This is a genomic window from Spirulina sp. 06S082 (assembly GCF_034932145.1).
Classification (GTDB): Bacteria; Cyanobacteriota; Cyanobacteriia; order Cyanobacteriales; family Spirulinaceae; genus CCY15215.
Map to the genome: position 1 here is coordinate 16,192 of NZ_JAYGHV010000283.1, position 12,297 is coordinate 28,488.

The following is a 12,297-nucleotide window of genomic DNA, read 5'->3' on the forward strand; positions in this document are numbered from 1 at the left end:
TTTCTGGCTGTTTCGGTTTTGGGTAAATTATTTGTTCTTTTCCTACTCCTAAAAGCATGACTCTTGAAGCGATCGCAGAGCATAAATTTATTCTTGACTTAACGGCGGTTTTATGCGCTTCTGCGATCGGCGGTTATCTGGCCAATCGCTTAAGACAACCTGTTTTGTTAGGCTATCTTTTTAGTGGATTTCTGATCGGACCCTTTGGGTTAGGACTGCTGAAAGAACTCAATGAAATCAAGTCTTTAGCAGAAATTGGCGTGGCTTTTCTCCTATTTACTTTAGGGGTAGAGTTTTCCCTTGCAGAACTTAAGCGCGTTAAAGAAATTGCCATTCAAGGCAGTTTATTGCAAATCGGTTTTACCATCATTCTTGTCACTTTAACAACAACAATATTGGGTTTGGTGCAAGATATTCCTCAAGGAATTTTCTTGGGGGCAATTCTTTCTTTATCTTCCACCGCCGTCGTTCTCAAAACCCTCACAGAACGAGGTGAAATTAATACTCAACACGGTCAAGTCATGTTAGCAATTTTAATTGCTCAAGATTTGGCCTTGGGGGTGATGTTAGCAATTTTACCCGCTTTAAATAATCCAGAAAGTTTAGTTCCTTCTCTTTTTATCTCTCTCCTCAAAGCAGTTCTCTTTTTTACGGCTGCTTTGATTTCCGGCTATTGGATCGTCCCTCCTGTTATCCGAAAAGTAGCGGAAACGGAAAACAGCGAACTTTTTTTGTTATCTGTCATTACCTTATGCTTGGGGGTCGCCCTCATCACGGCTGCACTAGGTCTTTCCATCGAAATGGGTGCATTTGTTGCTGGCTTAATGGTGGCAGAAATCGAACATTCTGACCAAGCCTTAACCCGCATTGTTCCTTTGCGAGATACTTTTGCCAGTTTGTTTTTTGCCTCTATTGGAATGTTAATTCAACCTCAAATTATGGTTGATAATATTGGCGTTATTTTGGGAATGGTGGCCTTTGTCATGATTGGTAAAGCCTTAATTATTTTTCCGATTATTATTGGCTTTAACTATTCATTTAAAACGGCAATTATTGCGAGTTTTGGCTTAAATCAAATTGGCGAATTTTCTTTTGTTTTAGCCTTAACGGGGATGAAACTGGGCTTTTTAAGTGAAAGACAATATCTTCTGCTTTTGGGAACGACGGCGATCACTTTAGTCTTAACACCTATCGGCATGAAATTCGCACCTCGTTTAGCGGATAAACTCTTAACAATTCCTTTAATTAAATATTATTTACGCAAATTGAAAGGAAGGAAAGCCTTTGCAAAACCGAAGAAAATTTCCGGTCATGTTGTCGTTGCGGGATATGGTCGGGTTGGACGAGTGATTGTGAAGATTTTGCGCGATCGCGGCTATCCGGTACTGGCGATCGAAAATAGCGAAGCCGCCATTCAACGCTTGAAACAAGAAGAGATTCCCTATATTTTTGGGGATGGGGATTCGGAATGGGTATTAGAGGGAGCCTGTTTAGAAGATGCTGTAGCTTTGGCGATCGCCCTTCCCGATCCCGCTAGTACCCGTTTATTGGTCAAACACGCCCTAGAAATTGCCCCGCATTTGGACATCGTAGCGCGATCGCATCGGGACGGAGAAATCGATATGCTCACTCAAATGGGCGCACAAGAAGTCGTTCAACCGGAATTTGAAGCAGGTTTAGAAATTGGTTCTCACATCCTCGCCGCCCTCGGCCAAGGAGATAGCGAAATTCAGTCCGCGATCCAAGATATCCGCAGCGATCGCTACACCAGCATTCGACCCCAACGAAGTGCCACGGCATTGCGTCAAGATGTGAATAAAGTGGCCAGCAGCCTGCATAATGAATGGTTATCCATTCCCGAGGCTTCCCCCCTCCACGATTTGACCCTCGCAGATGTTAACGTAAAGAAGTTAACCGGAGTTACGATTTTGGTTCTACAAAAAGCCAGTGAGACGGTATATTATCCCAGCGAGGAAACAATTCTCGAAAGCAGCGATCGCCTTTTGGTCATGGGGAAGCGATCGGAGGTTGCCGCCTTCCGCAAATTACTTGAAGGAAGGCAATAATGGGAGATAATAAAAGAGAATTTTAAAGTTATCTATTTCCCATTGATAATTGCTAATTGATAATTGATAATTGACCATAGCCCTCCTTCCAGAAACATTATGCAAGATGCCAACTTGACCTCCTATCCCTATCCTTCCTCTAGAACGGTCATGATGGGTAAACGAGGGGCTGTCGCCACCAGTCAACCCCTTGCTAGTTTGGCCGGGGTAGAAATGTTACTGGCCGGGGGAAATGCGGTGGATGCTGCCGTAGCAATGGCGATCGCCTTAACGGTGGTGGAACCCACATCCAATGGCATTGGCGGCGATCTATTTGCTTTGGTTTGGGACGGAAAACTCCACGGCCTCAACGCCTCGGGTAAAAGTCCCCTGCGACTGACACCCGATCGCTTTGGGGAGATGACAGAGGTACCAAATCTAGGCTGGTTGACGGTGACAATTCCAGGTGCCGTGTCGGGATGGCAAAAACTCTGGCAGCGCTGGGGTAGACTCTCTTTTGAGCATTTATTTGAACCCGCCGTGCGCTATGCTGAGGAAGGATACCCCGTCTCTCCTCGAACGGCTTTGGCTTGGCAGCAAGCAGAACGCAAATATCTACCCTTAACTGCCCCAGAATACCGCGCTTTTAAAAATGTTTTCTTTCGCAACAACCGCGCCCCAAAAGCTGGGGAAACATGGCAAAGTGATTCCCACGGTTATACCTTGAGAAGTATTGCCAAACACGGCGACGAAAAATTTTATCGGGGGGAAATGGCCGAACAGATCGCCCATTTTGCGGCGGATACGGGAGGATTGATTAATTTAGGGGACTTAATCGCTCACGAAGCAGAGTGGGTCGATCCCATTCAAACCGATTATCGCGATGTTACGGTGTGGGAAATGCCCCCCAATACTCAAGGTTTGGGGGCGTTAATGGCTTTAAATATTTTAGAGGGGTTTGAGTTGGGGCGCTTCCCTCGGGATTCTGCCGAAAGCTATCATTTGCAAATTGAAGCGATGAAATTAGCTTTCGCAGATATCCATCGTCATGTTGCCGATCGCAATTTTATGGAGATGCCCATCGAAGCCTTACTATCGAAGGAGTATGCTGCCCAAAGGAGAGCGGAAATCGGCGATCGCGCTTCAATTTGTGCCAAACCAGGATTTCCTCAAGGGGGTACCGTTTACCTTTGTGCGGCGGATGGGGATTTAATGGTGTCTTTAATTCAATCCAATTATGATGGGTTTGGTAGCGGGTTGCTGGTACCGGATACGGGAATTGCCTTACACAATCGAGGCAGTGGCTTTACTCTACAGGAAGATCATCCCAACCGAGTCGGACCCCGCAAACGTCCGTTTCATACGATTATTCCCGGTTTTTTGACCCAAGAGGGCAAACCTTTGGGCGCTTTTGGGGTCATGGGGGCGCAAATGCAGCCTCAAGGTCACGTGCAAATGGTGACGAATCTGGTGGACTATGGTATGAATCCTCAAACCGCTTTAGATGCACCGAGATGGCGCTTTTTGCGGGACAATCACGTGATGTTGGAGTCGGGGGTGCCGTCGGAAGTTGCGGAAGAATTAGAGCGCAAAGGACATCAAATTGCTGTCACCAATAATGAGACTAATTTTGGCAAGGGTCAGGGAATCTTGCAACAAAACGATGTATTTGTGGCTGCATCAGATCCTCGGGCAGATGGTTGCGCGATCGCCTATTAAGGAACTCGCGATTTTTAATTATTTTAACCTGAGTTCGGGATAAGCTAACACCATAAATTTGAGAGAAATCAAGCCTTGGAGCGTGTCATCCCATACAAACGTACACCCCACTGGCCGGGCAAGCAAACCCTGCGTAGGGTTTGCTGATAAAAAGTAAAAAGGTTGCTATATAGTCCCTGCTTTTTAAGGGGGATTTAGGGGGATCGAAACGTATCCTATTTGTAACTAGCAACTCGGGTTAAACTAATTGATTTTCTTGACGTAAATATGCTTCAATAAAAGGATCGATCGCGCCATCCATAACATTAGAAATCGCCGTTGTTTCCTCTCCCGTTCGCAAATCTTTGACCATTTGGTAAGGATGAAAAACATAGTTGCGAATTTGATTTCCCCAAGCTGCATCCACAATATCGCCGCGAATTTCTGCGATTTCGCTGGCACGTTGTTCTTGTGCTACAATTAATAACTTAGCTTTGAGTAGTGTCATGGCTCGTTCTTTATTTTGCAGTTGCGATCGCTCTTCAGTACAGCGCACAGCAAGCCCTGTCGGTAAATGCACAATTCTCACTGCTGTTTCTACTTTGTTCACATTTTGTCCTCCTTTTCCTCCCGCACGAGAGGTGGAAATATCCAAATCTTTCTCCGGTATTTCTAGGGTTATCGCCGACTCATCCAATGTCGGCATGACTTCAATTCCTGCAAAGCTGGTTTGGCGCTTACCATTGGCATTAAACGGCGAAATGCGAACTAAACGATGGGTACCTTTCTCCGCTTTTAAGTAACCATAAGCATAACGCCCTTCAATTTCTAGAGTTACGGACTTAATCCCCGCCTCATCCCCTTTGGAAAGTTCCCTCACATTCACTTTATAACCCTGTTTTTCACTCCAACGCTCGTACATTCGCAAGAGCATTTCTGCCCAATCTTGAGCATCTGTACCACCTGCTCCCGCGTTAATGGTCAAAATGGCTCCCTCGGTGTCATATTCTCCCGAAAGTAACTGTTGTAATTCCCAGCGATCTAGTTCTCGATTAAGTTCTGTTACATTTTGAGTGGCTTCTTGTAATAACCCTTGATCCTCATCGAGTTCCAGAAGTTCCGCGATCGCCCCGGCATCTTCCCAGGAGTTTTGCCAGTTCAAATAGCGATCGAGACTAGATTTTAAGTCATTTAATTGTTGTAGCGTTTTCTCAGCTTGGGGGCGATCGTCCCAAAAATCCGGCTGAGAGGCAAGTTGTTCTAAATCGTGAATCTTCGCTTTGAGGGCGGGTAGGTCAAAGATACTCCTGGGTTTTCCCCAGGCGACTCGATAATATTTCGATTTCCCGTTTGAGTTCTGTCAGTTCCATTTTTTTATCTTTTTAGTCATTGGCGATCGGGTTTAATATTATACCGCTAAATCGACTGTAAAAATAAGATCGTTGTAGTCGCGATCGCCTCCTCCTTCTAAATCCTCAAAACCGAAAGTATTATTCCCCAATAATGCGAGATGATCGAAACTATCGGGATTAGCTGCTCCATAGAGGAAATAGGCATTGGGTCCGGCTCCCACGGCATTATCAGGGTTCTGGCTGAGGAAAAGATTCAGCGAAGAATTAACGATAATAAAGGGAGCATAGAGGAAGCCACCTTCTAAAGTTGCGTTGAGGTTAACTTGTCTTTGGTTAGACGGACTAAGTTCAAGATTACTAACGCGATTTTCCATTGCGGCCCGTGCATACCCAGAAGATCCCGGTGCGATCCCCCCTACGGTTCCGCTTGCATCATCAATTTTATACAGCCCGACGACATTATCAAATGCGGCTTCTCGGTAAGCGCTAAAATTCGCTTTTACGCCTCCTACTGCACTTAATAGGTCTATCACTTCCAAACCTACAGTTTGATTCGTTCCTACCCCAAGAGGTATGCTTGTGGTGGTTTGTTGAATTTGTAGGCTTAAACCATTAGAGAAACCTAAATTAAATGCACCATTACCGCGATCGCTTACAGAAAGTTGACCTGGACTAAAACTGGTTATGGAACCATCAATACTTTGCAGTTCGATCGCAAAGCGATCGCCAGCTTGGAATGTTCCCGAAATACTTGTTTGCAGATCGATACCAAAAGACGTGGGGCGAAAACTATTGGGAAGAGCTTCAAATAATTCCAATGTACTTATCGTTTGATTATTTCCATCCAAACGTAACAGTTTGATATTAGATAGACTGCTTATATTTGCTCCTTGTAAACTTAGATCGAGATTAGAACCTCCCGTATTTCCTACGGTAAATATATTAGTGCTGCTATCGACACTGAGAGTATCGGAAGGGGTAGTTGGCGTAGTTGGTGTAGTGGGTGTAGTGGGTGTAGTGGGTGTGGGATCTGATACTGTTCCACTCATTGTAAAACTAAAGTTTTTGAGAGAATCATTGTCCGTACTAAAGGCAACTGTTGTTTGAAAAGATCCCACAGTTGACGGATCGAAAGTAACATCAAAGGTTGTCGTGCTTCCTGAAGTAATGGGGGTAGTAAAAGATGATGTATCGATTGTAAAAAGAGAACTTCCTGACAAATTGGGAATCGTGGTAATGTTTAAATCAGCGCTTCCAGTATTTTCAATTTGGAAGGTGGTAACAACGGGGGCTACCCCAACAAGAAGCGTCCCTAAATTAACATCATCACTGGGAAAAATAGTTGCACTGGTATCGGTGCGGGTAACAGAAAAATTAGCTTGAAATACGGGAATATTGCTCGAACCAATACTATTATCTCCTCCATTTGTAGCAGTTGCAGTTCCGGCTACATTTTCAACATTACTCCCACCTGTATTTCCCGTTACAGTTGTATTTGTTAGGGTAATATTAATATCATTTGGAGTTCCAGAAGTCGAGATTCCACCGCCTCCAATAGAGGCACTATTGCCCGTAATTGATGTGCCGTTAACCGTTAATACTGCACCATCTCGAACGCGAATTGCTCCCCCGGAACCCGTAGTGCTTGTATTCCCAGTAATTGTTCCTCCAATAATACTTAAAGTTGCTCCCAGTCCACCACTATCTTTATTACCATCATTATCGATCGCCCCTCCCCCATCATCAGTGCCTCCATCTCCTAGAGCAGTGTTATTGCTCAAAGTTGTATTATTAATCGTCAAACTAGCAGCAGAATTAGTGATACCAACATTCGCGATCGCCCCCCCATCATCGGCGGACAAATTGTTGGTAATAGTCGAATTATTAATAGTTACGGTACCACCCAGATTTAATAATGCACCGCCATCGTCTCCTAAACTCTGACTGGTGTTAGTAACACGACCATTTTGAAGCGTAACGTTATTTAAAGTAAAATTTATTGGAGTCGAGGAAGAAGCATCAATAACAAAAAGACGAAAATCGTCGGTACTAGAACTCGATCGCTCGATAATAGCTCCATTACCATTAATAATAATTTCCGTGGTAATAATGGGCAGTCCTGTTGCCCCAAAAGCATTACTATTATTATCAGCAGTGGTTAAACTAAAGGTAGTCGGATCGAGATCGATAGTTGTGGCATCTGCATTAGTGTTTGCTGCATTAATTGCATCGATTAACTCTTGAACAGTTGCGACTAAAACAGATGGATAATTCTCGATAATCTCGCGATCGAAAACAAAAGGAGCATTAATTTTGTTAGTTTTATATTCTAATTGCCAATTTCCTTCTAGGGATTCATTTCCCGTTAGGGTTGTAGATGCAGCAATATTTGCTCCCGTTAAGTCCCTCAATTGGTCAACAAATTCTCGCCCTTGGAATCCTTTGGCGACCTGACAGCCATAAAGTAAAATTTCTAAAGGGGAATCTTGCTCTTGTTGCTGCCATTGTTGCAAGAGAGGAGCATAAGAATCTAAATTCTCTATACTGAGCTTTGTATTGCCCAAATATAATGCACCGGGAGCGCCGTGGGAAATCAGATGCAGGCTCTTTATTCTTGCGCGATCGCCAAGTTTCCCGATCGCCAGATAATGGCTAATTTGTTCGATCCCATCCCGCATCGGGTCAAGAATCAAGACTTCTGCCCCTGCGATCGCCCCCTCCGCTAAAATGGAATGGCGATCGATGCTGGGGTCAATAATAATCAATATTCCCTCTCCAGGTGCGGAGCGGGCTTTTGGCCAAGAATGTTCTAAAGTAATGCTATTGGTGCAGTTTAGGGAAATCATGCGGGCTTCTTCCTTCGTTGTTCCCGAACCGATCGCGTGGGTATCGATCGCTTTCATGTTAACTGATTTAAAAAATTCTGGAATGTTTCTTATCAATCCTTCATCAGGATAGCTCGATCGAGCCGCGATCGCCATTAATCATCAAATATTCATCATTAATATGATTTCTTAATATGATTCCTTCCCGTCGTCTTTATTTGCTCTTATTTTTGGGAATGGCGATCGCGATCGCCACAGCCGTTATCCTAGACCCGCAAACTAGCGTTATTATTACCCTTATTTTTGATGCAGTTTTACTTATTTTAGGCATTATAGATGCCCAATGGGTAAAACGGCAAAAAGTACAAGTTTCGCGTCAAACCCTGCACAAACTGTCCATTGGTCGCGATAATCCCGTTGTTTTAACAGTAGACGGAAGTTCGCGATCGTGCCGTATTTTAATTCGCGATTCCTATCCCCAAGAATTCACCGTTTCCACCTCAACCTTTGACCTCATTCTCCCTGCAAATAATACCCAAGAGTTAATTTATACCATTCACCCCGATCGCCGGGGAGAATTTCCATGGGAAAATATCTATGTGAGGCAATTAGGGAGATGGGGACTGGGTTGGCACAGTTGGCAAATTCCCAATCCTCAAACCGTCTCCGTTTATCCCGATCTGATTGGCCTGCGAACCCTCTCCATTCGCCTTGCTATTCAAAATACTGGTACACTGCGTCAAGTGCGGCGTTTTGGCCAGGGAACAGAATTCGCCGAATTGCGGGAATATGGGGTGGGAGATGATACTCGCTTAATAGATTGGAAAGCCACCGCACGGCGATCGCGTCCAGTTGTGAGAGTCTTGGAGCCCGAAAAGGAACAAACCCTAATTATTTTGCTCGATCGCGGGCGCTTAATGACAGCCAAAGTGCAGGGAATGCAGCGTTTTGATTGGGGCTTAAATGCCGCTTTATCCTTAGCTGTTGCGGGTTTACATCGCGGCGATCGCGTGGGAGTGGGAGTGTTTGACAAGGAAATCACCACTTGGATTCCTCCCGAACGCGGGCAGCAGCAACTCTCTCGCTTAATCGAGCGCTTAACTCCGATACAGCCCAACTTCCTCGAACCCGACTATTTTGGGGCAGTAACCCGCATTGTCAACCAACAAACCCGCCGCGCTTTAGTCGTAGTTCTCACTGATGTTGTCGATAGTACCGCTTCTTCAGAACTCCTTGCGGCTCTCACTCGCTTAACTCCTCGCTATTTACCCTTCTGCGTAACCCTGCGAGATCCTCAATGCGATCGTATTGCTCATAATGAGGAGGAAGACACCCAACCCTCATCAATGCAGCAAGAAATAACAAAAGCCTATTCTCGCGCAGTTGCTTTAGATTTATTAGCACAACGAGAAACCGCATTTGCTAAACTCAAACAACAAGGAGTTTTAGTCTTAGATGCACCAGCCGATCGCATTAGCGATGCGATCGTAGAGCGTTATTTACAATTAAAAGCGAGAAATTTACTATAGTTCCATAGAATGCGAGGGTTCACTATTTTGCTTCTAATTTAGCCAAGCGAGATTTAAGTTCCTGATTTTCTTTTTTTAAGGTTTCAAATTCATCTCGCAATTGTTTCACCGCCTTATCCGATCCTAAGTTTTTCTGTACTTTTTTAACCGCTTCCTCCGCCATACGACGGACTCGGCCATCTAAAGTTTGGCCGGCCAGGGAAGTCAGAATACCGATCGCCGCCGATGTCTGCATTTGTCCTAAAGCATTAGTAACAGCAACTTGCGTGAGAAAGAAAGACTCTCCTGCAAGCGCCTCCAACTGTTCCGCGATCGCCTCGAGGCGATCGGGAGTTTGTCCCACAGATACGGCACCTAGGGCGCGTATCGCCGCCAAACGAAGGGCTTGAGGCGTTCCAGGTTTAGTATACTCAGCAATGATTTCCGCCGCTTCTGGGGCTGTTTTCATTTGACTTAACCCGGCGATCGCCCCCGATCGCACCACCTCATTCCAACCCGATCGCGTTTTGAGAACCTGTTGTAATAAGTCTAAAACTGACTCTTTTTTCTCCTTTAATACTCCAGAAACCATGCTTCCCAACTTTCGCAATGCAGTAGCTTCCGTGTAATAACTCGCATCGCCATTCGCTGCAATTTGTTGGATTTCTCGGTAACTTTCTTCGGTTTTAAACTGACTTAAAGACTCAATAATCGTCCGTCGAACTCGAGCATCGCTATCGCTTAAACCCGATCGCAAAGCGTCTTCAGCCTGTGTTAATTTAACTTTTGCAAGTTGTTTGGCGACCTCTACGCGAACGCCCCAAAAAGCATCGGATTTTAAGGCTTTTTCTAAGGCTTTAACCGTATCTAAATTACCTTTTTTAGCTAAGGCTATCGCCGCATAAATTCGCGAAACTGGATCGGGATCGTACTGTAATTGTGCCTTAAGTTCTGCTACAGGATATTCTAGGGAAACCGTTTTCAGAAAATAATTACCGACATCAAAACTAAAGAATTGAGGTTTTTTTGGTAACGGGAAATAATATGTTTGTTCCAGCAAATTGACTTGTACCGTCATTTGCTGTTGGGAAACCTTTTCTTGGGAATCAACATAACCGAAAGCAATGGGGATTTTGAGATCGAATAACCGGCGATCGCTACCCATTGAATCATTTTTAGTTTGCGTTTGTTTGACGGTAACTTTAGCTAAGTTATTCTCCCGATCCCATCCATAACTGACTTTAAATGCAGGATGACCGCCGCGAAAAACATAGGAATCAAATAAAAAGGCTAAATTGCGTCCCGTTGACTTTTCAATAGCTCGGAGTAAATCAATAGTTTCGACACTTTGATGAGCGCGATCGCGGAGAAAAGTTTGTATGGCGCGATCGAACAATTCATCCCCCAAAATACCACGAATCATGTGGTAAACGCAAGCTCCTTTTTCATAAAGATGGCGATCGTATAATTCAATTGCTTCCCGATAAATATTCGTCACAATGGGACGACGATAGCGGGATTTATCTTCGCTTAAATAACTTCTTGCTTCTTTTAAAAGGTAATAAGCGCCTTCATCTTGACCATATTCATGTTCCACCCACTGTACTTCAGAATAAGAGGCTGCACCCTCTTTAATCCACGCATGAGACCAATGTTTAATCACTACAAGATCGCCAAACCATTGATGCGCTAATTCGTGAACAACTAAACTTTCTGTGCGATCGTTATCTAAAGCAGCACGTTCATCTAATAAACAGCGATCGGTTAACAGCGTAGTTGAAGTGTTTTCCATTCCCCCAAAAATGAAATCAGCTACGCAAACTTGTGCATATTTAGAAAAAGGATAAGTATAACCATATTTCTGCGAGAGAAATTCCATCATTCGCGGCGTTTTTCCCATGCTGCGCTTACCATCTTCCTCTCGTCCTTTTTCAACGTAATAAGTTATGGGAATACTGTTCCATTCTGCTTTAATTTCGGCAAAATCTCCCACAGCAAGAGTAATTAAATAAGAGGGATGAATTTGTTTTTGATACCAGTGATAAATTGTTTCTTCTCCTTCCCGTTCCGTAGCAATGAGATCGCCATTAGAAATCGCTAGAAAAGGTTGAGGAACCCGAACGCGAATTTCCGATGAGGCCAATTGTCCAGGATAGTCAAAACAAGGAAACCAATAGCGGGAATCTTCATCTTCCCCTTGAGTCCAAACTTGCGGCGATCGCGCTTCTGGAACGATAAAATATAGTCCTCGTTGAGGGTCTTGCAAACGATAGGCGATCGCAATTTGTATTGCGTTTTCCCTTGTCGGTTCAACTAATTCAATCTGGAGTTCTTCGCCATCATAATCGAAGGGTTGAAAGATTTCTCCAATTTTGACAGATTCAATTTTTAGATCGATCGCATCAAGAGTTAGAGAACGAATTCCAGCATGAATCGGTTTCAAAGTTATCGTACAAATACCGATAACACATTTTTGAGAGATGTCAACCGCTAAATCAAGGAAAATATGTTCGACTTGTCCAGGGCGATCGGGATTATAATGAGGCTTTGCTCCAGGTAATTCAAAGGATTTGCGATCGTTTTCTTCGGAATCGAAATAAAAATATGGCATTCTTTACAAAATCTAGAAACAGTTTATGTGGTTGTTTGGGAAAGTCCCAATATAATTTTATAGGGTAGCGCGAATTGGATTCAGTCGGTCAGTCTCATCGTAACAACCATTGCTTGAGTATCTATAGTTAGCCAAAATATAGTCAGATATAAACAAGACATGGATTCTATTTCAAAAATCCCCTTCATTTTGGCTTCGAGAGATTGATTCTCCTTGGGTGAACTACGCACCTCTCTATCCCATAGCCCCTAAAGGCAT

At 44.1% G+C, this 12,297-nt stretch carries 6 protein-coding genes; 3 read left to right on the forward strand and 3 right to left on the reverse strand.

From position 1 onward, the window contains the following. Positions 1-56 precede the first annotated feature (56 nt). Entirely contained in the window at positions 57-2,066 is a 2,010-nt protein-coding gene (locus VB714_RS17270; RefSeq protein ID WP_323225884.1) for a cation:proton antiporter, read from the forward strand. A gap of 99 nt (positions 2,067-2,165) precedes the next feature. Further along, positions 2,166-3,764 carry a gamma-glutamyltransferase gene (gene ggt, locus VB714_RS17275; protein WP_323225885.1) on the forward strand — a complete coding sequence of 533 codons (1,599 nt, stop codon included), beginning with the start codon at positions 2,166-2,168 and terminating at the stop codon, positions 3,762-3,764. A 238-nt stretch (positions 3,765-4,002) separates the two neighbouring features. On the opposite strand, the gene prfB is transcribed toward ggt, so the two are convergent. Further along, positions 4,003-5,113, reverse strand: a protein-coding gene (gene prfB, locus VB714_RS17280; protein ID WP_416309723.1) for a peptide chain release factor 2 whose coding sequence is annotated in 2 segments (ribosomal slippage) — positions 4,003-5,040 and positions 5,042-5,113 — 1,110 coding nt in all. Because the reading frame shifts where the segments join, the coding sequence is not laid out codon by codon here. A gap of 38 nt (positions 5,114-5,151) precedes the next feature. Next, positions 5,152-8,076, reverse strand: coding sequence for a DUF4347 domain-containing protein (locus tag VB714_RS17285; RefSeq protein ID WP_323225886.1), 2,925 nt, complete (start codon positions 8,074-8,076; stop codon positions 5,152-5,154). Between the two features lie 38 nt (positions 8,077-8,114). Between VB714_RS17285 and VB714_RS17290 the strand changes: the two genes are divergently transcribed. After that, complete coding sequence (locus VB714_RS17290) at positions 8,115-9,449, forward strand: DUF58 domain-containing protein (RefSeq protein ID WP_323225887.1); 1,335 nt, start codon at positions 8,115-8,117, stop codon at positions 9,447-9,449. 22 nt (positions 9,450-9,471) lie between these two features. On the opposite strand, the gene VB714_RS17295 is transcribed toward VB714_RS17290, so the two are convergent. Beyond that, positions 9,472-12,039 carry a M1 family metallopeptidase gene (locus tag VB714_RS17295; protein ID WP_323225888.1) on the reverse strand — a complete coding sequence of 856 codons (2,568 nt, stop codon included), beginning with the start codon at positions 12,037-12,039 and terminating at the stop codon, positions 9,472-9,474. Positions 12,040-12,297: the final 258 nt, after the last annotated feature.

Coding starts and splice junctions, on each gene's coding strand:
- VB714_RS17270 (WP_323225884.1), top strand. CDS start 57: ATGACTCTTGAAGCGATCGCAGAGCATAAATTTATTCTTGACTTAACG.
- ggt (WP_323225885.1), top strand. CDS start 2,166: ATGCAAGATGCCAACTTGACCTCCTATCCCTATCCTTCCTCTAGAACG.
- VB714_RS17285 (WP_323225886.1), bottom strand. CDS start 8,076: ATGGCGATCGCGGCTCGATCGAGCTATCCTGATGAAGGATTGATAAGA.
- VB714_RS17290 (WP_323225887.1), top strand. CDS start 8,115: ATGATTCCTTCCCGTCGTCTTTATTTGCTCTTATTTTTGGGAATGGCG.
- VB714_RS17295 (WP_323225888.1), bottom strand. CDS start 12,039: ATGCCATATTTTTATTTCGATTCCGAAGAAAACGATCGCAAATCCTTT.